Source organism: Streptomyces sp. MMS24-W38, assembly GCF_059889265.1.
On the sequence record NZ_JCBCPP010000001.1, the window covers coordinates 2,707,212 to 2,730,277 of the forward strand.

General features: G+C 69.0%; 18 protein-coding genes, 2 rRNA genes and 1 pseudogene. 6 read left to right on the forward strand and 15 right to left on the reverse strand.

Features of this window, described 5'->3' with window-relative positions:
- Window positions 1–147 precede the first annotated feature (147 nt).
- The 3 genes from AC6F7H_RS11045 to AC6F7H_RS11055 are packed head-to-tail and all read left to right on the forward strand — an operon-like array spanning window position 148 to window position 1,859.
- On the forward strand, window positions 148–981 hold the full coding sequence (locus AC6F7H_RS11045; RefSeq protein ID WP_500756812.1) for a helix-turn-helix domain-containing protein: 834 nt from the start codon (window positions 148–150) through the stop codon (window positions 979–981).
- A complete protein-coding gene (locus AC6F7H_RS11050) occupies window positions 978–1,193 on the forward strand; it encodes a DUF397 domain-containing protein (RefSeq protein WP_500756813.1) in 216 nt (71 codons plus the stop codon). Before AC6F7H_RS11045 ends, AC6F7H_RS11050 begins: the two co-directional genes overlap by 4 nt.
- 60 nt (window positions 1,194–1,253) lie before the next feature.
- Window positions 1,254–1,859 carry a nucleotidyltransferase family protein gene (locus AC6F7H_RS11055; protein WP_500756814.1) on the forward strand — a complete coding sequence of 202 codons (606 nt, stop codon included), beginning with the start codon at window positions 1,254–1,256 and terminating at the stop codon, window positions 1,857–1,859.
- Window positions 1,860–2,004: 145 nt separating this feature from the next.
- Here AC6F7H_RS11055 and AC6F7H_RS11060 read toward each other — a convergent pair whose 3' ends face one another.
- The 5 genes from AC6F7H_RS11060 to AC6F7H_RS11080 all read right to left on the reverse strand — a co-directional run bounded on the left by AC6F7H_RS11060 (window position 2,005) and on the right by AC6F7H_RS11080 (window position 7,963).
- The gene (locus AC6F7H_RS11060; protein ID WP_500756815.1) at window positions 2,005–3,720 is read right to left on the reverse strand and encodes a bifunctional uroporphyrinogen-III C-methyltransferase/uroporphyrinogen-III synthase; all 1,716 of its coding nucleotides are present in this window, start codon (window positions 3,718–3,720) and stop codon (window positions 2,005–2,007) included.
- Window positions 3,717–4,715 (reverse strand): hydroxymethylbilane synthase, encoded by a 999-nt coding sequence (gene hemC / locus AC6F7H_RS11065; RefSeq protein WP_500756816.1) that lies wholly within the window; start codon window positions 4,713–4,715, stop codon window positions 3,717–3,719. The genes AC6F7H_RS11060 and hemC overlap by 4 nt, the downstream gene beginning before the upstream one ends.
- Window positions 4,712–6,538 (reverse strand): glutamyl-tRNA reductase, encoded by a 1,827-nt coding sequence (locus AC6F7H_RS11070; protein WP_500756817.1) that lies wholly within the window; start codon window positions 6,536–6,538, stop codon window positions 4,712–4,714. The genes hemC and AC6F7H_RS11070 overlap by 4 nt, the downstream gene beginning before the upstream one ends.
- Window positions 6,535–7,335, reverse strand: a complete 801-nt coding sequence (locus tag AC6F7H_RS11075) for a redox-sensing transcriptional repressor Rex (protein WP_500756818.1) — start codon at window positions 7,333–7,335, stop codon at window positions 6,535–6,537. Before AC6F7H_RS11075 ends, AC6F7H_RS11070 begins: the two co-directional genes overlap by 4 nt.
- A 349-nt stretch (window positions 7,336–7,684) precedes the next feature.
- Window positions 7,685–7,963 carry a glutaredoxin family protein gene (locus AC6F7H_RS11080; protein WP_500756819.1) on the reverse strand — a complete coding sequence of 93 codons (279 nt, stop codon included), beginning with the start codon at window positions 7,961–7,963 and terminating at the stop codon, window positions 7,685–7,687.
- 626 nt (window positions 7,964–8,589) lie between these two features.
- Between AC6F7H_RS11080 and AC6F7H_RS11085 the strand changes: the two genes are divergently transcribed.
- The 3 genes from AC6F7H_RS11085 (at window position 8,590) to AC6F7H_RS11095 (ending at window position 12,257) form a co-directional block, all read left to right on the forward strand.
- Window positions 8,590–9,501 (forward strand): HAD family hydrolase, encoded by a 912-nt coding sequence (locus tag AC6F7H_RS11085; protein WP_500756820.1) that lies wholly within the window; start codon window positions 8,590–8,592, stop codon window positions 9,499–9,501.
- Between the two features lie 446 nt (window positions 9,502–9,947).
- Window positions 9,948–10,757 carry an ECF subfamily RNA polymerase sigma factor, BldN family gene (locus tag AC6F7H_RS11090; protein ID WP_500756821.1) on the forward strand — a complete coding sequence of 270 codons (810 nt, stop codon included), beginning with the start codon at window positions 9,948–9,950 and terminating at the stop codon, window positions 10,755–10,757.
- A 252-nt stretch (window positions 10,758–11,009) separates the two neighbouring features.
- A complete protein-coding gene (locus tag AC6F7H_RS11095) occupies window positions 11,010–12,257 on the forward strand; it encodes a DUF5667 domain-containing protein (RefSeq protein WP_500756822.1) in 1,248 nt (415 codons plus the stop codon).
- Window positions 12,258–12,358: 101 nt separating this feature from the next.
- On the opposite strand, the gene AC6F7H_RS11100 is transcribed toward AC6F7H_RS11095, so the two are convergent.
- The 10 genes and pseudogenes from AC6F7H_RS11100 to AC6F7H_RS11145 all read right to left on the reverse strand — a co-directional run bounded on the left by AC6F7H_RS11100 (window position 12,359) and on the right by AC6F7H_RS11145 (window position 22,785).
- Window positions 12,359–13,489: a lysophospholipid acyltransferase family protein gene (locus AC6F7H_RS11100; protein ID WP_500756823.1), complete on the reverse strand. Its 1,131-nt coding sequence runs from the start codon at window positions 13,487–13,489 to the stop codon at window positions 12,359–12,361.
- Window positions 13,490–13,503: 14 nt separating this feature from the next.
- On the reverse strand, window positions 13,504–14,568 hold the full coding sequence (locus AC6F7H_RS11105; protein WP_500756824.1) for an NAD-dependent epimerase/dehydratase family protein: 1,065 nt from the start codon (window positions 14,566–14,568) through the stop codon (window positions 13,504–13,506).
- Window positions 14,569–14,754: 186 nt separating this feature from the next.
- The gene (locus AC6F7H_RS11110) at window positions 14,755–14,853 is read right to left on the reverse strand and encodes a 30S ribosomal protein bS22 (protein WP_003948845.1); all 99 of its coding nucleotides are present in this window, start codon (window positions 14,851–14,853) and stop codon (window positions 14,755–14,757) included.
- Between the two features lie 155 nt (window positions 14,854–15,008).
- Window positions 15,009–15,221, reverse strand: a complete 213-nt coding sequence (locus AC6F7H_RS11115; RefSeq protein ID WP_157842153.1) for a helix-turn-helix domain-containing protein — start codon at window positions 15,219–15,221, stop codon at window positions 15,009–15,011.
- Between the two features lie 129 nt (window positions 15,222–15,350).
- Entirely contained in the window at window positions 15,351–16,193 is an 843-nt protein-coding gene (locus tag AC6F7H_RS11120) for a phosphatase (protein WP_500756825.1), read from the reverse strand.
- 125 nt (window positions 16,194–16,318) lie between these two features.
- Window positions 16,319–17,491, reverse strand: a complete 1,173-nt coding sequence (locus AC6F7H_RS11125) for an acetoin utilization protein AcuC (RefSeq protein ID WP_500756826.1) — start codon at window positions 17,489–17,491, stop codon at window positions 16,319–16,321.
- A pseudogene (locus AC6F7H_RS11130) lies at window positions 17,442–18,675 on the reverse strand (MFS transporter). The gene AC6F7H_RS11125 and the pseudogene AC6F7H_RS11130 overlap by 50 nt, the downstream one beginning before the upstream one ends.
- An 81-nt stretch (window positions 18,676–18,756) precedes the next feature.
- On the reverse strand, window positions 18,757–19,401 hold the full coding sequence (locus AC6F7H_RS11135; RefSeq protein ID WP_500756827.1) for an HAD family hydrolase: 645 nt from the start codon (window positions 19,399–19,401) through the stop codon (window positions 18,757–18,759).
- 60 nt (window positions 19,402–19,461) lie between these two features.
- Window positions 19,462–19,578 (reverse strand): 5S ribosomal RNA (gene rrf, locus AC6F7H_RS11140).
- Between the two features lie 86 nt (window positions 19,579–19,664).
- A 23S ribosomal RNA gene (locus tag AC6F7H_RS11145) occupies window positions 19,665–22,785 on the reverse strand.
- Window positions 22,786–23,066 lie beyond the last annotated feature (281 nt).

The window sequence follows — 23,066 nt, forward strand, 5'->3', positions numbered from 1 at the left end:
ACGCATGCGTACCGCGTGAAGGCGGACGGCCCGTGCGACCAGCGGCTGTCCGTGAAGTGCCCGGTTCCGTCCGGGCTGCCCGGGGTGACCGTGCGCGGACGGCCGGAGTTGGTCCGGGGAAGGGCGCACGGCGGGAGGACGACGGGCATGAACGGGTGGGAAGCGGGACGGGACGACGAAGAGGCCGGGGCCGTGATGCGGACGGTCGTACGGCAGTTGAAGCTGTGGCGGGAAGCGGCCGGCCTCACCCAGGCCGAGTTCGGGACGGCCATCGGGTACGGGGAAGAACTGGTCTCCTCGGTGGAGCGGGGGCGACGGATTCCCCGGCCGGAGTACCTGGACGCGGCAGACGAGGTGTTGGGCGCGGGCGGCAGGATCGCCGCGATGAAGGGGGACGTGACGGAAGCCCGGTACCCGAAGAAGGTACGGGACGTGAAGCGCCTGGAGGCGGAAGCCGTCGAGATCTGCTCCTACAACAACTGCGTCATCGATGGACTGTTGCAGATCGAGGCGTACGCGCGGGCTGTGTTCGGCTCTCGGCGACCGCAGTTCCCGGAAGAAGAGTTGGAACAGCGGGTAGCCGCTCGACTGGATCGTCAGGAGATCTTCTGTGCCCCAACGGCTCGCCCTCTCTTCAGCTTTGTGCTGTGCGAAGCAACACTGCGCCGCTTGATCGGGGGCAAGATGGTGATGCGCAACCAGCTCGAACGGTTGTCGGAAGTGGCCCGGCTACGGAACGTCGACCTACAGGTGTTGCCTCTGAGCCGGGAGGAGAACTCGGGCCTCGGCGGCCCCTTCCGACTGCTCAAGCTCAAGGACGGAGCGGCCGTGGGTCTGAACGAAGTCCAGCTCACCAACCGAGTGATCACCGACCCGAAAGAAACCACGGTCCTCGACATGCGCTATGGGATCATCCGGGCGCAGGCTCTCACACCACGGGAGTCGCTGGCCTTCATCGAGAAAGTGCTGGGAGAGTCATGATCCTCAAGCCCTCTGACGGAGCCGATAGCAAGCTGGAGTGGATAAAGAGCAGCTACAGCTCGGACGACGGCCCCTCATGCGTAGAAGTCGCCGCCGCCCCTGGCACGATCCACATCCGCGACTCCAAGAACCCCAACGGCCCCCGCCTCGCCCTCGCCCCCACCACCTGGGCGACCTTCCTGCCGTACGCCTCGGATGCCTCGGAGGGCTGACGCGCACGGGCCGCCCTGCCGCCCGCAGGGCACCCGCTTTCGTCGTGGTAGGCGTGTGCGGTGATCGGTCGCCTTCCCTTGGACGAGCAACTCGCTGCCTTGAGAACCACGCTGTCCCGCAACGAGACCCTGCTGGAGGTGCTCGACCGGACCGCGGCGCTGAATCTGCCCGGCTGGTACCTGACAGCGGGCTGCCTCTTCCAGACCGTGTGGAACGTGGTCACGGGCAGGCCTCCCACCGAGGGGATCAAGGACTACGACGTCTTCTACTTCGACGATCGCGACCTGTCGTGGGAGGCGGAGGACGCGGTGATCAGCGCGGCGGCGCAGGCCTTCGCCGACCTGCCGGCCAAGGCCGAGGTCGAGATCCGCAACGAGGCCCGCGTCCACCTCTGGTACGAGCAGAAGTTCGGCGTCCCGTGTCCCCCGCACACGTCGACCGAGGCAGCGATCGACAGCTTCGCCGCGACCACCTGCTGCCTGGGCGTGCGTCTGGAGCCCGGTGGCCGGTGGCGCGTCTACGCGCCGCACGGACTCTCCGACGTGTTCCGACTCGTCGTGCGCCCCAATCCGGTGCTCGCGCCGCGTGCCGTGTACGAGGCCAAGGCGGCACGCTGGCGTCGGCAGTGGCCCGGGTTGACCGTGCTGGAGTGGCCCTCGGACTGAGCCCGGGGGCAGAACCGCGCTCGGCATGTCCCACCGCCATGCGGCCGGCGCCCGGGCCCGGCCGCAACGCGCGGTGGCGGTGCGCAGCCCACGGCGCGCACCGCCACCACCTCACACGCGTACTACACGACGCCGTCGCACGACCTCAGGTCGTCGACCGGCGCCTGCGCGCCCCCGGGCGCCGTTCGCTCGGCCGGGTCACCGGGTCGCCCGCCTCGATCGCCGCCAGCCGGCGACGCGCGCCGAAGTCGGCCAGGGCCTCCGCCAGCTTGTGCACCGACGGCTCCGGGGCCATGACGTCGACACGCAGCCCGTGCTCCTCGGCCGTCTTCGCCGTCGCCGGACCGATGCAGGCGATGACCGTCACGTTGTGCGGCTTGCCCGCGATGCCGACCAGGTTCCGGACCGTCGACGACGACGTGAACATCACCGCGTCGAAGCCACCGCCCTTGATCGCCTCCCGCGTCTCCGCGGGCGGCGGCGAGGCGCGCACGGTCCGGTACGCCGTGACGTCGTCGACCTCCCAGCCCAGGTCGATGAGACCGGCCACCAGCGTCTCGGTGGCGATGTCCGCGCGGGGCAGGAAGACGCGGTCGATCGGGTCGAAGACCGGATCGTACGGCGGCCAGTCCTCCACGAGCCCGCGGGCCGACTGCTCGCCGCTCGGAACCAGGTCCGGCCGCACGCCGAAGTCGATCAGCGCCTTGGCGGTCTGGTCGCCGACCGCGGCGACCTTGATCCCGGCGAAGGCACGGGCGTCGAGGCCGTACTCCTCGAACTTCTCCCGCACCGCCTTGACCGCGTTGACCGAGGTGAAGGCGATCCACTCGTAGCGGCCCGTCACCAGGCCCTTGACCGCGCGCTCCATCTGCTGCGGGGTGCGCGGGGGCTCGACGGCGATGGTCGGCACCTCGTGCGGCACCGCGCCGTAAGACCTCAGCTGGTCGGAGAGCGACGCCGCCTGCTCCCTGGTACGCGGCACGAGCACCTTCCAGCCGAACATCGGCTTGGACTCGAACCACGCGAGCCGGTCGCGCTGGGCGGGGGCGGAACGCTCACCGACCACGGCTATCACCGGCCGGCCGCCGTCGGGCGACGGCAGCACCTTCGCCTGCTTCAGCGTCTGCGCGATCGTGCCGAGCGTCGCCGTCCAGGTCCGCTGCCGGGTCGTCGTACCGGCGACGGTCACCGTCAGGGGGGTGTCGGGCTTGCGACCGGCGGACACCAGTTCGCCCGCCGCGGCGGCCACCGAGTCGAGCGTGGTGGAGACGACCACCGTGCCGTCCGACGCCCCGAGCTCGGTCCAGCACCGGTCCGACGCGGTACGCGCGTCCACGAACCGCACGTCCGCGCCCTCGGCGTCCCGCAGCGGCACACCGGCGTACGCGGGCACGCCGACCGCGGCCGCGATACCGGGGACGACCTCGAAGGTCACCCCGGCCGCCACGCACGCCAGCATCTCCTCGGCGGCGTACGCGTCGAGCCCGGGATCACCGGACACCGCACGCACGACCCGCCTGCCGCCCCGCGCGGCCTCCATGACAAGATGTGCGGCATCCCGCACCGCGGGTGCGCCAACGGTTGTTGACGTGCCGTCAACAACCTTCAGCTGAGGCGTGCCTGTGCCCGGAGCGGACGCCGCGGAGGAACCCGCCGGGTCCGTGTCCGTCGGCACTTCGGCAACGCCCTGCCTGGCGTGCCGGCGTACGACGTCGAGCACATCGTGCTCGGCGACGAGAACGTCCGCGTTCGCCAGCGCCTCCACGGCGCGCAGAGTCAGCAGTCCCGGATCCCCGGGTCCGGCACCGAGGAAGGTGACGTGCCCGTGTTCCGGAGGGGGTGGAAGGGTGGTGGGGCTCAATGTGCTCGCTCCCCCATCAGACCGGCCGCGCCCTGCGCCAGCATCTCGGTGGCGAGTTCGCGACCGAGCGCCATCGCCGCCTCGTGCGTCTCGGGCACGGGACCGGTGGTGGACAGCTGCACCAGCGTGGTGCCGTCGGTCGTGCCGACGACGCCCCGCAGGCGCATTTCCTTGACAATCGGCCCGTCCGCCTGGGGGTCCCCCCAGCTTCGAGCGAAGCCGAGATCTGGGGGAAGGTCGGCCAGCGCCCCCACAGGGGCGGTGCAGCCGGCCTCCAGGGCGGCGAGCAGTGACCGCTCCGCCGTCACGGCGGCCCGGGTGAACGGGTCGTCGAGTTCGGCGAGCGCGGCGGTCAGCTCCGTGTTGCGCACGGTGCACTCGACCGCCAGGGCCCCCTGGCCGGGAGCGGGCAAAATCGTGTCGACCGACAGGAAGTCGGTCACCTCGTCGCTGCGTCCGACCCGGTTCATCCCGGCGGCGGCCAGCACGACGGCGTCCAGCTCACCGCTCGTGACGTACCCGATCCGGGTGTCGACGTTGCCGCGGATCGGCACGGTCGTGATCTCCATGCCGTGGCCGCGTGCGTACGCGTTCAGCTGGGCCATGCGACGCGCCGAACCGGTGCCGATGCGGGCGCCGCGCGGCAGGTCGGTGAACTTGAGCGCGTCACGCGCGATGATCACGTCCCGCGGGTCCTCGCGCTCCGGTACGGCGGCCAGGACCAGCTCGTCGTGCGGTGCGGTCGGCAGGTCCTTCAGCGAGTGCACCGCGAAGTCCACCTCGCCGCGCACCAGTGCCTCGCGCAGCGCGGCGACGAAGACGCCCGTGCCGCCGATCTGCGAGAGATGTTCGCGTGACGTGTCGCCGTACGTGGTGATCGGAACGAGCTCGACAGGCCGTCCGGTCACCTGGCTCACGGCATCCGCCACCTGCCCGGACTGGGACATGGCGAGCTTGCTCCGCCTGGTCCCGAGCCTCAGTGCCTTCTCAGTCATGCCGGCCCTCGGTTTTCTGCGTCGGCCGCGTTCGCTGCGGTTTTCGCAGTCTTCGCGGTCTTCGCGCTCTTCTCGGTGCTTTCCCCGGCGCGGGAGACGGAGGCCACCGTCTCCGGGTCGAGGTCGAACAGGGTGCGCAGCGCGTCCGCGTACCCGGCGCCGCCGGGTTCGGCCGCGAGCTGCTTGACCCGCACGGTCGGCGAGTGCAGCAGCTTGTCGACCACCCGCCGCACGGTCTGGGTGATCTCCGCGCGGTGCTTGTCGTCCAGGCCGGGCAGCCGCCCTTCCAGGCGGGCCATCTCACCGGCCACCACGTCCGCGGCCATGGTGCGCAGGGCGACCACGGTCGGCGTGATGTGCGCGGCCCGCTGGGCCGCGCCGAATGCCGCGACCTCGTCGGAAACGATACGCCGGACCTGGTCCACGTCGGCAGCCATCGGAGCGTCCGCCGACGCCTCCGCGAGCGCCTCGATGTCGACCAGCCGCACCCCGGGGATGCGGTGCGTGGCCGCGTCGATGTCGCGCGGCATCGCGAGGTCCAGCAGGAAGAGCACGGGCTCCGGGCGCGGCGGCTCGGCCACCGGCTCCGGACGGCGCCGCTCGGGGATCCGGCCGGCGCTCGCCGCGGTCGCGGCCAGCGCGCCGATCAGTTCGGTGTCCACCTCGGCGCCACGCCGGCCGCCCTGGCGGCGGTCGACGGTGCCGCTCACGGCCCATGCCGCGTGCTGCTCCAGCGTCGCCGCGTCCATACCGGCGACGGCCGCCTCGCCCATCACGGAGAAACCGGGCGGTACGGAGGCCAGGTCCAGCGGGCAGTCCTCGTCGGTGCTGGTGGCGGCCACGGGGGCGGGGGGCAGGGGCGTCGGCCGCGCGGTCGGCGTCTTGCGCGCGTCGTGCGCCGATGCCTCCGTGGCTCCGAGGGCCCCGGTGACTCCGGTGCGTACCGTCTCCGGCTGCTGTCCGACGCGGCCCTCGACACCGGCGGCGATCGCGTCGGCGGTGAGGACGAGGCCGGTCGCACCGGTGCAGGAGACGACGACGTCTGCACGTGTCAGTTCATCCGCCACCGATCCCATCGGTATCGCGCGGGCCAGCACCTCCGTGTTCTCGGCGTTCTCGGCGTTCTCGGCCTCGTTGAGGATCTGCACGAGGCGCTCGGCGCGGTCGGCGGTGCGGTTGGCGATCACGATCTCGGCGACACCGGCCCGCGCGAGCGTGGCCGCGGCCAGCGAGGACATAGATCCGGCGCCGATGACCAGTGCCCTCTTGCCCCGCGCCCAGCTGTCGACGGGCGAGCCGGCGGCCAGCTGCTCCAGGCCGAAGGTGACCAGGGACTGCCCGGCGCGGTCGATGTCGGTCTCCGTGTGGGCGCGCTTGCCGACCCGGAGCGACTGCTGGAACACGTCGTTCATCAGCCGCCCGGCGGTGTGCAGTTCCTGCGCACGCGCCAGGGCGTCCTTGATCTGGCCGAGGACCTGCCCCTCGCCCACCACCATCGAGTCCAGTCCGCAGGCCACCGAGAACATGTGGTGGACGGCGCGGTCCTCGTAGTGCACATAGAGATAGGGCGTGAGCTCCTCCAGGCCGACCCCGCTGTGCTGGGCCAGCAGCGTGGACAGCTCGGCGACACCGGCGTGGAACTTGTCCACGTCGGCGTACAGCTCGATGCGGTTGCAGGTGGCGAGCACCGCGGCCTCGCCGGCCGGTTCGGCGGCGACCGTGTCCTGCAGCAGCTTGACCTGCGCGTCCACGCTCAGCGAGGCCCGGTCCAGCACGCTGACCGGCGCGCTGCGGTGGCTCAGCCCGACGACGAGAAGACTCATGTCGGCATCACCGCGGGCACGTCCCCGTCGGGCCCCTGGTCCGCGGCGGACTCCTGTCCGCCGGCGGGCGCCTGGCGCGCGGCGACGGGCTCCGGGCGGGAGCCGACAGGCGGGACGACGGTCCCGGCGGCCACCTCGCCGGCCTTGCGCTGCTCGTGGAAGGCGAGGATCTGCAGCTCGATGGAGAGGTCCACCTTGCGCACGTCGACACCGTCCGGGACGGACAGCACGGTCGGCGCGAAGTTCAGGATGGAGGTGACACCGGCGGCCACCAGCCGGTCGCAGACCTGCTGCGCGGCACCGGCGGGGGTCGCGATCACGCCGATCGACACACCCTCGCCCCGGACGATCTCCTCGAGCTGGTCGGTGTGCTGCACCGGGATGCCGGCGACGGGCTTTCCGGCCATCGCGGGGTCGGCGTCTATGAGCGCGGCGACCCGGAATCCGCGGGAGGCGAACCCGCCGTAGTTGGCGAGCGCGGCACCGAGGTTACCGATACCGACGATCACAACCGGCCAGTCCTGGGTGAGGCCGAGTTCACGCGAGATCTGGTACACGAGATACTCGACGTCGTAGCCCACACCCCGGGTCCCGTAGGAACCCAGGTAGGAGAAGTCCTTGCGAAGCTTCGCGGAGTTGACGCCCGCGGCCGCCGCCAGTTCCTCCGAGGAGACTGTGGGCACCGAGCGCTCGGAGAGCGCGGTGAGGGCGCGGAGGTACAGCGGAAGCCTGGCGACGGTGGCCTCGGGAATCCCTCGGCTACGGGTCGCCGGTCGGTGAGATCGGCCAGTTGCCACGGTGCTCCTGCGGGTAGAGCGGGGCTTCAGGCGGTCATACGTCCCCGGACCGCCCCGTCGAATGCAGGCTATGTCTTTGTGAACGCGTGCACAAAGATGGTGTCCGATTTGCCCACCCAACGTGACCGGGGTCACGCGCCCCCGGCGCAGCCGTGCGGAACCGGCGCACGAGCACCATCGCTCCCTTTGTTCTGAGGGCAAAACAGCACACTCTCCTCTGTGCATCCCGCCCCCGAGACCAAGCCGCCATCGATTCTAAGCGACTTTTCCGCCACTTTGGACTGGTTGGTCAGTTATGGATCAGTGGTCCTGACCACCCACCCGGTCGGCCAGGCGCCTGGCCGACCGGTCAGCCGGCCAGGGCTTTGCGAAGGCGGCCCTCGTCGACGCGCCAGAACGTGTGCTGGCGGCCGCCGACGAGAACGACGGGGATCTGCTCCCAGTACCGCTCGTGCAGGTCCGGGTCCTCGGTGATGTCCTTGCCCTCCCACGCGACCCCGAGGTCACCGCACACCTTCTCCACCACGGCCTGCGCGTCGTCGCACAGGTGACAGCCGGGCTTACGGATGAGGGTGACGAGACGATCCTGCGGGGCTTCACGGCGAAAGAGCGGACTCATGTCAGCCATTCTCGCCCTGCGGCGGTACGAGGGAACCCCTCTGCGACCGCTGTGACGCTCAGTGCCGTGCCGGGGCCTGTGTCCCGGACCCGTCCTCCCGCGCCGGACCGGCCCCGCCCGCCGGAAGGGACCGTCAGCTGCTTGCCGGGAGCGTGCACGAGAGTGGTGCGACTCGATCGTGCGATGGTCGGCTTCCGGGCTTGCGGTGTCGTGGACCGTGCGGGTCGACGTGAACGTGCGGTCCGGGACGCCGGGTACGGCGCCGGTGGAGCGGGGCACCCGCTCCACCGAAGTGATGGTTCAGGGCCTCCCCGTCGCCTCCGGCCACACCCATGTGGCCAGGTCGCGCGGGGCAGTGTCCCTAGCGGCCTCCGGCCGCGGGGCCTCCCGGGCCCGGACCACGCGCCGGACGCGTGTCGCCGCCCCGGAGTCGAGTACGCCAGGGACCCGGGGGCACCTCCCACGCCCTTGAGGCAGTGGGGGAGCACCCAAGGCCGTTCGGGGCGTGCGGCCGAACGGACTCACTCCTGCTCAGCCCGGAGGGGCGGCACTTTAACGACACGGACGTGCAGAGTTCACGGTGTCCAAACCTCTCGGGTCCGGAACCGCCGACCGGACTGGTTATGCTCGACGCCATGGCCGCTCTCGGATGGCTCACCCCCCGTAGGCGCTCCGCCACGGCGCGGAGCGTGTTGGCAGGCGAGGCCTCGGCGGAGGCTGCCCGCAAATCCACTCAGGAAATTTCCGCCCGTGAACCGGAGTTCCCGGTTCACGGCGACGACCGGGCCGCCGCGTTCTTCGACCTGGACAACACGGTGATGCAGGGCGCGGCCCTGTTCCACTTCGGGCGGGGTCTGTACAAGCGGAAGTTCTTCGAGACGCGCGACCTCGCGCGGTTCGCGTGGCAGCAGACGTGGTTCCGGCTGGCCGGCGTCGAGGACCCCGAGCACATGCAGGACGCGCGCGACTCGGCGCTCTCCATCGTCAAGGGCCACCGGGTCTCCGAGCTGAAGTCCATCGGCGAGGAGATCTACGACGAGTACATGGCCGGGCGGATCTGGCCGGGTACGCGGGCACTGGCGCAGGCACACCTGGACGCCGGGCAGCGGGTGTGGCTGGTCACGGCGGCGCCGGTGGAGATCGCCCAGGTGATCGCGCGGCGCCTGGGCCTGACCGGGGCGCTGGGGACGGTGGCCGAGTCCATCGGCGGCGTGTACACCGGCAAACTCGTGGGCGAACCGCTGCACGGCCCGGCGAAGGCGGAGGCCGTACGCGCGCTGGCGACGGCGGAGGACCTGGACCTGGACCGCTGCGCCGCGTACAGCGACTCGCACAACGACATCCCGATGCTCTCGCTGGTCGGGCACCCGTACGCGATCAACCCGGACTCCAAGCTGCGCAAGCACGCCCGCGCGATGGACTGGCGCCTGCGCGACTACCGGACGGGCCGCAAGGCGGCGAAGGTCGGCATCCCGGCGGCCGCGGGCGTGGGCGCGGTGGCCGGCGGCACGGCGGCGGCCATCGCGATGCACCGCCGCCGGCGCTGAACCCGGCCGCGCTGAACCTGACGGCCCTGAGCTCGGCGGCGCTCCCGCGCACGCCGGGTGACCAGTCAACTCGGCGGCGACGGACACCCGTACGGCCGCAGGCCTGATCAGCGGGGAACAAAAGTGGCGCCCCGCCCTCAACCCGGCCAATCCAGCTGGCGTACCCCGCAACCCCGCTGTCCAGTCCTCTTGGCTGCACACGGCCACAACACGCCCTGTACCGAACCGGGAAGCGAAGCTTTTCGGTCAACATTCGATCAACATCCGTTACTTGAATGTGCGTCAACAGGTCACGGAAGCGACGTAATCGGTGATTTGAGCAACTCGGTGTAGCAGTGCCTGCACGAAGCGTTATTCTCCTCAGACGCATTCGGGCACCCCGCCGTCGCTACGACGGGTGAACGGCCCGTACTGCACGTGATGGAAGCTCTGCCTCTGGGAGTCCCGTGTACCCACACGTCGGGGTTGACGACTCGGGCCTGACCGCACTGCGCACCGCAGTCGTCACGGCCCGGGAGTTGTTGCGCGGCTTCGTCCCCACCGCGTACGCCGTCCCCGCTTTCGCCACCGCCACCGTCGGCCCCTGCTACGCCATCGCCGACCCACCCGTCGGCCCCAGCTACGCCCTCACCGACGACAGCGCCGCGGTGGCCAGGCGCGGACGCTCGTCCGGCGCGGCCACCGCGCGCCGCCCCGCCGCGGACAGCGACAGCGCCCGGATGATGGACCTCGTGGAGCGCGCCCAGGCCGGCGAGGCCGACGCCTTCGGACGGCTCTACGACCAGTACAGCGACACCGTGTACCGCTACATCTACTACCGGGTGGGCAGCAAGGCGACCGCCGAGGACCTCACCAGCGAGACCTTTCTGCGGGCGCTCCGCCGCATCGGCACCTTCACCTGGCAGGGGCGTGACTTCGGCGCCTGGCTCGTCACCATCGCCCGCAACCTGGTCGCCGACCACTTCAAGTCCAGCCGCTTCCGCCTCGAAGTCACCACCGGGGAGATGCTCGACGCCAACGAGGTCGAGCGGTCCCCGGAGGACTCCGTCCTCGAATACCTCTCCAACGCCGCCCTCCTCGACGCCGTACGACGACTCAACCCCCAACAGCGCGAATGCGTCACGCTCCGTTTCCTCCAGGGCCTCTCCGTCGCGGAGACCGCCCGCGCGATGGGAAAGAACGAGGGGGCGATCAAGACCCTCCAGTACCGGGCCGTCCGCACCCTCGCCCGGCTCCTCCCGGAGGACGCACGCTGAGCGGAACGGACCCGCACCGACGACACACCCTCCGTGACAGCCAACTCACCTTAGGTGAAACTCCGTTGACTCCCCCAACCGATCCTTCGGCACGCGTAACCCAAGTACCGCGCCGCTCGTTGTGCGGGATGCAGGCTCCCTGTGGTCACTCCCCACCGACTCCGATCACCCGATCGTGTGGACATGGTCAGGGGGTGGAACCCTCAGGACCCCCTGGGGAGTCGATCGTCATGACGAGAGGAGGTGCCGCCAGTGATCGCGAACGTATCGGCGCACCGGCGGGCGAGCGCCTTCGCCCAGGCCCTGGAGGAGCAGTCCGACCGGGTCACAGCGGCCGAGCAGCCCGAAGGATCGGCACCGGGACCGGCCGCCGCGAAGACGGAACAGGAGCGGCTGCTCACGCTCGCCGCCGGTCTCGACGCGCTGCCCAAGCCGGAGCTTGATCCCGAGGTCAAGGTCGTCCAGCGGGCCCGACTGGTGGCCGCGTTCGAGGCCATGCTCCAGGAAGGCACCGCCGCGGGCGAGGCAGCGGATCCGTCCGCACCCGAACAGCGTTCACGCCGTGCCCGGGGCGCTCACCGGGCGACCCCCCTGGGGAAGCTGAGACCGCGCTCACGGTTGGCCAAGGGGCTCACCGCGGGCGGCCTCGGCGTCACCGTGGCCGCCGGTGCCCTCGGCGGAGTCTCCGTCGCCAGCTCCGACGCCCTGCCCGGTGACTCGCTCTACGGCCTCAAGCGCGGCATAGAGGACGTCAAGCTCGGCCTGGCCGACGGCAACGACGAGCGTGGCCGCGTCCTCCTCGACCACGCCTCCACTCGGCTCAGCGAGGCCCGTCGGCTGATGGAGCGCGACCGCGGCGGCCCCCTCGACCACGAATCGGTCGGCGAGATCCGCCGCGCCCTGTCCGGTATGCGGCACGACGCGTCCGAGGGCCATCGGCTGCTGCGCGAGGCGTACCGCATCGACCCGGACTCCCTGGGTCCCATGCAGGCCCTCTCCTCCTTCTCCCACTCGCACCGGCAGGCTTGGGGCTCCCTGCGCGACAGACTGCCCGCGCAGCTCGGGGACGTCAGCCGGCAGGTGTCGTCGGTGTTCGACGCCATAGACGAGGACGTCGCCCCGCTGCAGTCCCTGCTCCCCCGCCCACCGGCCGGGGACAGCGGCGACAACGGCGAGCCGCAGGACGACTCCGGGGCCACACCCGGCGCCCCGTCCGGTGTCGGCCGTTCCCAGACGCCCGGCACCGGCACCGACAGCCCCGACCAGGACAGCACCAGCAGCAGCGACCCCAGCCGGTCCGCCGACTCCGGGGACGAGAGCGACAGCCTGCTCGGCGGCGACAACGGCGGGCTGCTCGGCCCACCGGAGGAGACCGGCGTCAGCACCTCACCGCCGTCCACCGGCGGCACCACCCCGCCCGCCCAGCCCGACGTCACCCTCCCGCCCCTCCTGCCCGGCCTGCTCCCGGGGTTGGGCATCGACAGCGAGACCGTCGACTAGGACCGTCGACCGGAGCCGGACTGAACGGCAGGCCGTACGTGGTCGGGGTGTCTCCTTACGACGAGGGGGCACCCCGACCACGTACGTCCGTCCGTCGCTCTCTAGAAGAACACCGACCTTCGCTGGACCAGCAGCTTGTAGAGGGTGTGCTGGATCTGCTCCCGGACCTGGTCGGTCAGGTTGAACATCAGCATCGGATCCTCGGCCGCCTCCGGCGGATAGTTCTCCGTGTGGATCGGCTCGCCGAACTGGATCGTCCACTTCGTCGGCAGCGGGATCGCGCCGAGCGGGCCGAGCCACGGGAAGGTCGGCGTCAGCGGGAAGTACGGAAAGCCGAGCAGCCGGGCGATGGTACGGGCGTTGCCGATCATCGGGTAGATCTCCTCCGCCCCGACGATCGAGCACGGGATGATCGGCGTCCGCGCGCGCAGTGCCGTGGACACGAAACCGCCGCGCCCGAAGCGCTGGAGCTTGTAGCGGTCGGCGAAGGGCTTGCCGAGGCCCTTGAAGCCCTCCGGCATCACCCCGACCAGTTCCCCCTGCTCCAGCAGCCGTGCCGCGTCCTCGGCACAGGCCAGGGTGTGGCCGAGCTTTCGGGCGAGCTCGTTGACCACCGGCAGCATGAACACCAGGTCCGCCGCGAGCAGCCGCAGATGCCGGTCGGCCGGGTGGTTGTCGTGGACGGCGACCTGCATCATCAGGCCGTCCATCGGCAGCGTCCCGGAGTGGTTGGCGACGATCAGGGCGCCGCCCTCCGAGGGGATGTTCTCGATGCCCTTCACCTCGACCCGGAAGTACTTCTCGTACACCGGGCGCAGCAGCGACATCAGGACCTGGTCGGTGAGCTCCTCGTCGTAGCCGAAGTCGTCGACCGCGTAGTCCCCCGTGAGCCGACGGCGCAGGAAGGCCAGGCCACTGGCGACACGCCGGTCCAGGCCATCTCCGTCGCCTGCGTCCGGGCGTGCGCCGCCACCCGCGTCACCGCCGCCCGTGACCGGCTCCTGGAGCCGGTGTTCGCGGGGTTCACCAGGCACCGGAGCGTCGTCCTTCGCGTGCGCCCGGCCGGGCAGGGACTGGACCTCGCCCATCGAGGCGGCCCCGCCGCCCTTGCGCCGGCTGCCCGCGCCACGGCGGCGCGACGGGCGCTGCCCCGCCCCCCCGGCACCGCCTGCGCCCCCCGCACCCCCGCGGGAACGGTCGTCGTCGAACGGAATGACCTTGGCGTCCGCCATCGTTGCTGCGCTCCTCAGTTGGCGCTCTGCTTCGGGGGGTGATCGCTGCCCGGCAGGGGCAGTGCGGCGATCCGGTCGACGGTCCTCGCGAGGACCTCCGGCGGAAGCAGTCCGGGGCCACGGCTGCGCACGAAGTCCGTGAACGTTTCTGCAGTCGTGTACTTCGGTGTGAAGCCCAGTGTCTCGCGCATCTGGTCCGTCGCCACCGCCCGGCCGTGTGTGAGCAGCCGGATCTGCTCCGGTGAGAAGTCCGACACTCCCAGCGTACGCACCAGCGAGCCCGCCCAGGTGACCGCCGGGAGCAGTAGCGGCGCGGTGGGCCGGCCGAGCCGCCGCGAGCACTGGGACAGCAGCAGGACACCATCGCCGGCGATGTTGAAGGTGCCGCTGTTGAGCGTGCCGCGCCGGGGTTCGTGCGCGGCCAGGCGCAACACTTCGATCACATCGTCCTCGTGCACGAACTGCAGCCGCGGATCGTAGCCGAACACGGTCGGCAGGACCGGCAGCGAGAAGTACGCGGCGAGCGGGCTGTCCGCGGCGGGGCCCAGGATGTTGGCGAACCTGAGCACGCACACGGCGACATCCGGGCGGCGGCGCGCGAAGCCACGCACATAGCCCTCGACCTCGACCGCGTCCTTCGCGAACCCGCCGCTGGGCAGGGACTTGGGCGGGGTCGTCTCGGTGAAGACCGCCGGGTCGCGGGGCGCGGAGCCGTAGACGTTCGTACTGGACTTCACCACCAGGCGTTCGACGCGCGGGGACTTCTGACAGGCGCCGAGCAGCTGCATGGTGCCGATGACGTTGGTCTCCTTGAGTGCCGTCCGGCTGCTGCCGCTGCCGAGCGGCGTGCCCGTGACGTCCAGGTGCACGACGGTGTCGGCACCGGCCTCCGCGAGCACGCGCGCGACGGTGGGCTGCCGGATGTCGGCCTGGACGAAGTCGGCACCGCCCAGATGGTGCGCGGGCCGGACCGCGTCCACGGCGACGACCCGTTCCACATCCGGGTCACGCTGGATCCGTCGGACGAAACGACCCCCCAAAGGGCGGGCCACTCCCGTCACGAGCACGACCTTTCCCAAGACCAGTGCCTTCCTCTTGCCTACGTCCTGCCCGCCAACCTAACGGGTCACGGTCGCTCTGTGGTGCCCACTCGATACCTGAAGTGACGGCAATCGGGGAAAGGCGAACAGACCCGGCCACACGTAAAGACAGTGGCCCCCCACCTCACCGGTGGGGGGCCACTGGACACGGTTCCGCGACGCCGCTTACTTCTTGTTGCGACGCTGAACGCGCGTGCGCTTGAGCAGCTTGCGGTGCTTCTTCTTGGCCATCCGCTTGCGCCGCTTCTTGATAACAGAGCCCACGACTACCCTCGCTCACTTCTCATCACTCGGTGTTTGGGCGCCATGGGCCCACACGACCTACGAGGGGCCAGCCTACCCGCCCGAGCGCTGAGGTCGTAATCGAGGAGATCAGGGAGGCCCGCGAGTGTCCTGTACGGGTCCTCCCCGGTTCGCCGTCAGGCGGTGTCCACCCCCACGTAGCTCTCGCGGAGGTACTCGTGAACCGCTTGCTCCGGGACGCGGAAGGACCGCCCCACCCGGATCGCGGGCAGATGACCGCTGTGCACCAGCCGGTACACGGTCATCTTCGACACTCGCATCACCGAGGCGACCTCCGCCACGGTAAGGAACTGAACCTCGTTCAGAGGCCTTTCGCCAGCTGCAGCCATGACACACCTGAACCTTCCGCACTCGACGGCCACCGGCTTCCCCTTCCGGTGACTCTTCGTCGCTGCGTGCTCACTCCCCAATGTAGGGGCGGGTGATGCGAGTGGGGAAGAGGTGTACCCATCGGCGGCCTACTGTGACAGACGGGCTCGATTGAGTACGTAGCGGGTCAGCGGCGCATAGTGATCGGACCGTACGCCGTCATCAAGTGGAACCACCACCGACACACACCCCTCGACCTCCCCCACGAACGGGGCGGGGTCGTTCACATCGGCCAGCGCGATGGCCTCGAACCCCAGCTGACCTGCGCCGCAGACCCAGCCGTGGTCTCCGATCACCAGCCCGGGAAGCGGCCCGCCGGCCTCGGCGGCCCCGGCGAGCGCGGTCCGAACCGGGAGCGGGGAGTGCGTGTGTGCGCCGGGCTCACCACCGGGGCGTTCGGGAACCGCGCCCCGGACGAGCGCGACTCCTCGCACGTAGTCGAGGCGGTACGTACGTAGACCGAACCGGGTCGTTATGTCGACAGAGCGACCCCGCGCCGGGGTGAGGACGTCACATCCCGCCGCCGACAGGGCGTCTGCCAGAGCGGCGTAGAAACCGAGCAGCCGGTGCGGGTGGCCGGTGCCGAGCAGCACGGGCACACCTCTTCGGGCGGCGACCGCGAGACGCTCCGCACAGGCGTCCAGAGCCGCCAGGGTCCGCTCCGGGTCGATCACATCATGCCCGGAAACATGGTGTGGATCGGCCGAAACACCACACCTGTCCGCCATCAACTCGATCAATTCCCGTTGGCTCCACACCCGTTCCGGGTCCAGGCCGATCAGCAGGCGCGGATCCCGGGCGGCGAAGAGCCGGTAACTCCGCAGGCTCTCCTCCCGCGTGGTGGCCACGACCCCGGCCAGCCGGGCGGCCAGCAGATGCCTACGAAGGCCTACGCGGTCGGCGGGGCCGGCGGGGTCAGCTGTGGTCGGCACGGGAGCGATGGTGCGCGACCCGGAGCGCGGGCGCCCCGGGAAACGGGAAACACCGCACGGTTGGCGTAAGCACAACGAGCGGGACCCGCTTCGGAGCCGGGCCGCGAAGCCCGGCTCCGGCCCGTTCACGCCAGCAGCCCCCGCAGCGGGAACACCGCTCGGCGGGTCGCCAGTACCGCCTGGTCCAGCCGGTCCGCCGGGTCGTAGCCGGCCTCCCAGGGCGCCCAGGAAACGGGCCACCGGCCGTCGGTCATCCGTGCCGGCCCCAGTCGCCGGGTCCGGGCGTACACCTCCTGCCGCCAGCTCTCGGGGATCACCGTCGCCGGATCCACCGGCCGCTCGGCCGCGATCGCCACCAGATGGGTCCAGGACCGCGGCACGACCTCCACCACCGCGTAACCACCGCCGCCCAGGGCCACCCAGCGCCCGTCGGCGTACTCGTGCGCCAGCTCGTGGCACGCCATCTGCACCGCGCGCTGCGCGTCCAGCGACACCGCCAGATGCGCCAGCGGATCCTCGAAGTGCGTGTCGGCGCCGTGCTGGGTCACCAGCACCTGCGGCCGGAAGTCCTCGAGCAGCTCCGGCACCACGGCGTGGAACGCCCGCAGCCATCCCGCGTCCCCGGTCCCGGCCGGCAGGGCCACATTGACCGCGCTGCCCTCCGCGCTGTCCGCCCCCGTCTCCTCCGGCCATCCGGTCTGCGGGAACAGCGTCCGGGGATGCTCGTGCAACGACACCGTCAGCACCCGCGGGTCCTCCCAGAACGCGGCCTGCACGCCGTCCCCGTGATGCACGTCGACGTCCACGTACGCGACGCGCTCGGCCCCCAGCTCCAGCAGCCGGGCGATGGCCAGCGCGGCGTCGTTGTACACGCAGAAGCCCGAGGCCGCCCCCGGCATCGCGTGGTGCAGTCCGCCCGTGAAGTTCACCGCGTGCAGCGCATCCCCGCGCCACACCGCCTCCGCCGCGCCCACCGACTGCCCCGCGATCAGCGCCGACACCTCGTGCATCCCGGTGAAGGCCGGATCGTCCATCGTCCCCAGCCCGTACGACGGGTCCGCCGTCCCCGGGTCCGCCGAGGCCGCCCGCACCGCGCGGATGTAGTCCTCGCGGTGCACCAGCCGCAGCGTCGAGTCCCCGGCCGTCTTCGCGGCGACCACCGCCACCTCGCGATCCAGCCCGAACGCGCCCACCAGGCTCCGGGTCAGCGCGAGCCGCACCGGGTCCATCGGATGGTCCCGGCCGAAGTCATAGCCCGTTACTGCCTCGTCCCACATCAGTTGTGTGCGGCCGCTCATGCCCGCCACCGTACCGGTCCGGTTCGGGCGCGAACGACCTGGCGTACACCAGCGTCACCAGCACCAACACCATCGGCACCAGCATCGCCCCGCGATAACTCCAGGCGTCCCCGAGCGCCCCGACCAACGGGGAACCGATCAGGAACCCCACATAATTGAAGACGTTGAGGCGTGCCACGGCCACGTCCGAAGCCCCCGGGCCGCCCTGCGCGAAAGCGCGCCGCCCCGCCGCCGCGAAGGTCTGCGGCACCAGCACGCAGAGCCCCAGCCCCAGCCCCAGCCCCAGCAGCGTGAACCCCAGCATCCCCACCCGCTCCCCGGGCGCCCCGGCCACCACGGCGAACCCCACCGCCGCCGACAGCGCCCCGGCCCGCACCACCACCACGGCCCCGAACCGCCGCACCCCGAAGTCGCCGAGCGTCCGCCCCAGCAGCGTGGTGACCATGTAGACGTTGTATGGAACGGTCGCCAACTGCTCCGAACTCCCCAGCACGTCCTGGAGGTACTTCGTGCTCCAGTTCGAGACCGTCGAGTCCCCGATGTACGCCACCGTCATCACCACACACAGCGGCAACAGCAGCTTGAAGGTGACGGCCCCGCCCGCGCCCCCGGCCCTCCCCGCCGCCCTCACCGTCGACGTACCACCGGCTCCCGACCGACACCGCCGGCATCAGCACCAGCACGACCGGCAGATACGACACCCACAGCGCCCACTGCCAGTGCGCCCCCACCCACGCGAGCGACGCCCCGGCGATCCCGCCCAGGCTGTAGGCGGCATGGAAACTCAGCATGATGCTGCGCCCGTACGCCCGCTGCAGACTCACCCCCAGCATGTTCATCGAGGCGTCCAGCGCCCCCACCGCCAGCCCGAACACGGCCAGCGCCACAGCCGGCCCGGCCAGTTGCTCCCCGGTCCCGACCCCGAGCAGCGCCAGCAGCACGACCGGCTGCGACCACCGCAGCACCCGGCTCGCCGGCACCCGCCGCACCAGCCGCTCCGTCGTCACACTCCCGATACCGGCCAGGACGGGCACCGCGGCGAGAAAAACCGGCAGCAACGCGTCGGAGACCCCGTACCGGTCCTGGATGGCCGGAATCCGCGTCACGAGCAGAGCGAAGGCGACGCCCTGCACGAGGAAGCCGAACGCCAACGAGGCCCTGCCGCGCCGCAGCACATCAGTCATGGCGGCGAGCGTAGGGCCCCGGTGTACTGGTGGGTAGGTCCGGCCGAAGGTGAATTCCGCTCGGTCTCAGCGGACTCGGTTTCAGCGGAGCAGTTCCGTCAACTCCCTCATGTCGGCGAAGAGTCGAGTGGCCCCGGCGAGCTTCTCCGCCGGCGTCATCGAGGCGAACCCGTACACGTCCATCCCCGCGGCGACCGCGGCTTGGACGCCAAGAGGGCTGTCCTCGACCACGACACACCGCTCCGGTGCGACACCCATCCGCTCGGCCGCGTGCAGGAAGAGGTCCGGTGCCGGCTTGCCCCGTCCCACATCCTGCGAGCTGAAGATCCGCTCGTCCTCGAACCACCGGTCCAGCCCGGTCGTGCGGTGGCCCACCCGAATCCGCTCATGGCTCCCGGACGAGGCGACACAGTACGGCACACCGTCGGCGGCCAGCCGCTCCAGTACGTCCACGGCACCGGTGATCGGCTTCAACTCCCGCTCGAACGCTGCGAAGACGCGGGCGTGGAACACGTCGTCGAAGTCGGCCGGCAACCGCTGCCCGGTCCTCTCCTCCACCAGGTCGTGCACCCGATGCATGGCGGACCCCATGTAGTCATGGATGGAGTCCTCGTACGACGTCGGATGCCCGAGCTCGGTGAGATAGCCGGCCAGCAGCCGGTTGGAAATGGGCTCGCTGTCGACGAGCACGCCGTCGTTGTCAAAAATGACCAGATCATAGTGCATGACCTCGACCCTAAACGCAGAAAGCCCCGCACCTGTCGGTGCGGGGCTCTCCCACGATTTGTTCGGCGGCGTCCTACTCTCCCACAGGGTCCCCCCTGCAGTACCATCGGCGCTGTAAGGCTTAGCTTCCGGGTTCGGAATGTAACCGGGCGTTTCCCCCACGCTATGACCACCGAAACACTATGAAACACTCAACCGCACCACACCCAACGGGCGCGGGGTCGTTCGTGGTTTCAGAACCAACACAGTGGACGCGAGCAACTGAGGACAAGCCCTCGGCCTATTAGTACCGGTCACCTCCACCCCTTACGAGGCTTCCAGATCCGGCCTATCAACCCAGTCGTCTACTGGGAGCCTTACCCCATCAAGTGGGTGGGAACACTCATCTCGAAGCAGGCTTCCCGCTTAGATGCTTTCAGCGGTTATCCCTCCCGAACGTAGCCAACCAGCCATGCCCTTGGCAGAACAACTGGCACACCAGAGGTTCGTCCGTCCCGGTCCTCTCGTACTAGGGACAGCCCTTCTCAATGTTCCTGCGCGCGCAGCGGATAGGGACCGAACTGTCTCACGACGTTCTAAACCCAGCTCGCGTACCGCTTTAATGGGCGAACAGCCCAACCCTTGGGACCGACTCCAGCCCCAGGATGCGACGAGCCGACATCGAGGTGCCAAACCATCCCGTCGATATGGACTCTTGGGGAAGATCAGCCTGTTATCCCCGGGGTACCTTTTATCCGTTGAGCGACGGCGCTTCCACAAGCCACCGCCGGATCACTAGTCCCGACTTTCGTCCCTGCTCGACCCGTCGGTCTCACAGTCAAGCTCCCTTGTGCACTTACACTCACCACCTGATTGCCAACCAGGCTGAGGGAACCTTTGGGCGCCTCCGTTACCCTTTAGGAGGCAACCGCCCCAGTTAAACTACCCATCAGACACTGTCCCTGATCCGGATCACGGACCCAGGTTAGACATCCAGCACGACCAGACTGGTATTTCAACGACGACTCCACCACCACTGGCGTGGCGGTTTCACGGTCTCCCAGCTATCCTACACAAGCCGAACCGAACACCAATATCAAACTGTAGTAAAGGTCCCGGGGTCTTTCCGTCCTGCTGCGCGAAACGAGCATCTTTACTCGTAATGCAATTTCACCGGGCCTATGGTTGAGACAGTCGAGAAGTCGTTACGCCATTCGTGCAGGTCGGAACTTACCCGACAAGGAATTTCGCTACCTTAGGATGGTTATAGTTACCACCGCCGTTTACTGGCGCTTAAGTTCTCAGCTTCGCCAGGACGAATCCTGACTGACCGGTCCCCTTAACGTTCCAGCACCGGGCAGGCGTCAGTCCGTATACCTCGCCTTACGGCTTCGCACGGACCTGTGTTTTTAGTAAACAGTCGCTTCTCGCTGGTCTCTGCGGCCACCCCCAGCTCAGAGCGCGAAGCTCATCACCGGGCGTGGCCCCCCTTCTCCCGAAGTTACGGGGGCATTTTGCCGAGTTCCTTAACCATAGTTCACCCGAACGCCTCGGTATTCTCTACCTGACCACCTGAGTCGGTTTGGGGTACGGGCCGCCATGAAACTCGCTAGAGGCTTTTCTCGACAGCATAGGATCATCCACTTCACCGCAATCGGCTCGGCATCGGGTCTCAGACACATGTCAGGCGGATTTGCCTGCCTGACGTCCTACACCCTTACCCCGGGACAACCACCGCCCGGGCTGGACTACCTTCCTGCGTCACCCCATCACTCACCTACTACAGGTCTGGTCCGTCGGCTCCACCACTCCCCTTCACCCGAAGGATCCGGGGCGGCTTCACGGACTTAGCATCGCCTGGTTCGATGTCTGTCGCTTCACAGCGGGTACCGGAATATCAACCGGTTGTCCATCGACTACGCCTGTCGGCCTCGCCTTAGGTCCCGACTTACCCTGGGCAGATCAGCTTGACCCAGGAACCCTTGGTCAATCGGCGCACACGTTTCTCACGTGTGAATCGCTACTCATGCCTGCATTCTCACTCGTGAACCGTCCACAACTCGCTTCCGCGGCTGCTTCACCCGGCACACGACGCTCCCCTACCCATCACGATCCCCGTTGGGGGTACATATCGCAATGACACGACTTCGGCGGTACGCTTGAGCCCCGCTACATTGTCGGCGCGGAATCACTAGACCAGTGAGCTATTACGCACTCTTTCAAGGATGGCTGCTTCTAAGCCAACCTCCTGGTTGTCTGTGCGACTCCACATCCTTTCCCACTTAGCGTACGCTTGGGGGCCTTAGTCGATGCTCTGGGCTGTTTCCCTCTCGACCATGGAGCTTATCCCCCACGGTCTCACTGCCGCGCTCTCACTTGCCGGCATTCGGAGTTTGGCTAAGGTCAGTAACCCGGTAGGGCCCATCGCCTATCCAGTGCTCTACCTCCGGCAAGAAACACGCGACGCTGCACCTAAATGCATTTCGGGGAGAACCAGCTATCACGGAGTTTGATTGGCCTTTCACCCCTAACCACAGGTCATCCCCCAGGTTTTCAACCCTGGTGGGTTCGGTCCTCCACGACCTCTTACAGCCGCTTCAACCTGCCCATGGCTAGATCACTCCGCTTCGGGTCTTGAGCGTGCTACTGAAACGCCCTGTTCGGACTCGCTTTCGCTACGGCTTCCCCACCCGGGTTAACCTCGCAACACACCGCAAACTCGCAGGCTCATTCTTCAAAAGGCACGCAGTCACGACATGCAGGCAAGCCTGCATGCGACGCTCCCACGGCTTGTAGGCACACGGTTTCAGGTACTATTTCACTCCCCTCCCGGGGTACTTTTCACCATTCCCTCACGGTACTGTCCGCTATCGGTCACCAGGGAATATTTAGGCTTGGCGGGTGGTCCCGCCGGATTCACACGGGATTTCTCGGGCCCCGTGCTACTTGGGTGTCTCTCCAACGAGCCGTACAGATTTCGGCTACGGGGGTCTTACCCTCTGCGCCGGACCTTTCGCATGTCCTTCGCCTATCCATACGGTTTCTGACTCGTCCCACGGCCGGCAGACCGTGGAAGAGAGATCCCACAACCCCGCATGCGCAACCCCTGCCGGGTCTCACACGCCTGCGGTTTGGCCTCGTCCGGTTTCGCTCGCCACTACTCCCGGAATCACGGTTGTTTTCTCTTCCTGCGGGTACTGAGATGTTTCACTTCCCCGCGTTCCCTCCGCATACCCTATGTGTTCAGGTATGGGTGACAGCCCATGACGACTGCCGGGTTTCCCCATTCGGAAACCCCCGGATCACAGCCTGGTTGACGGCTCCCCGGGGACTATCGTGGCCTCCCACGTCCTTCATCGGTTCCTGGTGCCAAGGCATCCACCGTGCGCCCTTAAAAACTTGGCCACAGATGCTCGCGTCCACTGTGCAGTTCTCAAACAACGACCGACCACCCGTCACCCCGAGCCGAGGCTCGGGTGCACCGGGGCCGGCACCGAAGGCTTCCCGGCCGTGCGGCCGTGCCCTCAGACACCCAACAGCGTGCCCGGCCGGCGTCCGTCCGGAGATCATGCGTTCCACGCTCCGGGGAGCGGTACTTGCAGTCTCCGGCCCGAGACGGCCGGCCGAATAATCAACGTTCCACCCATGAGCAACCAGCATCGGACGTTCGCCGATGTACTGGCCCC

Excerpts from the sequence above, each read along its gene's own strand:
- AC6F7H_RS11045 (WP_500756812.1), top strand. The coding sequence starts at position 148 with ATGAACGGGTGGGAAGCGGGACGGGACGACGAAGAGGCCGGGGCCGTG.
- AC6F7H_RS11050 (WP_500756813.1), top strand. The coding sequence starts at position 978 with ATGATCCTCAAGCCCTCTGACGGAGCCGATAGCAAGCTGGAGTGGATA.
- hemC (WP_500756816.1), bottom strand. The coding sequence starts at position 4,715 with ATGACTGAGAAGGCACTGAGGCTCGGGACCAGGCGGAGCAAGCTCGCC.
- AC6F7H_RS11070 (WP_500756817.1), bottom strand. The coding sequence starts at position 6,538 with ATGAGTCTTCTCGTCGTCGGGCTGAGCCACCGCAGCGCGCCGGTCAGC.
- AC6F7H_RS11080 (WP_500756819.1), bottom strand. The coding sequence starts at position 7,963 with ATGGCTGACATGAGTCCGCTCTTTCGCCGTGAAGCCCCGCAGGATCGT.
- AC6F7H_RS11085 (WP_500756820.1), top strand. The coding sequence starts at position 8,590 with ATGGCCGCTCTCGGATGGCTCACCCCCCGTAGGCGCTCCGCCACGGCG.
- AC6F7H_RS11100 (WP_500756823.1), bottom strand. The coding sequence starts at position 13,489 with ATGGCGGACGCCAAGGTCATTCCGTTCGACGACGACCGTTCCCGCGGG.
- AC6F7H_RS11115 (WP_157842153.1), bottom strand. The coding sequence starts at position 15,221 with ATGGCTGCAGCTGGCGAAAGGCCTCTGAACGAGGTTCAGTTCCTTACC.
- AC6F7H_RS11125 (WP_500756826.1), bottom strand. The coding sequence starts at position 17,491 with ATGAGCGGCCGCACACAACTGATGTGGGACGAGGCAGTAACGGGCTAT.
- AC6F7H_RS11135 (WP_500756827.1), bottom strand. The coding sequence starts at position 19,401 with ATGCACTATGATCTGGTCATTTTTGACAACGACGGCGTGCTCGTCGAC.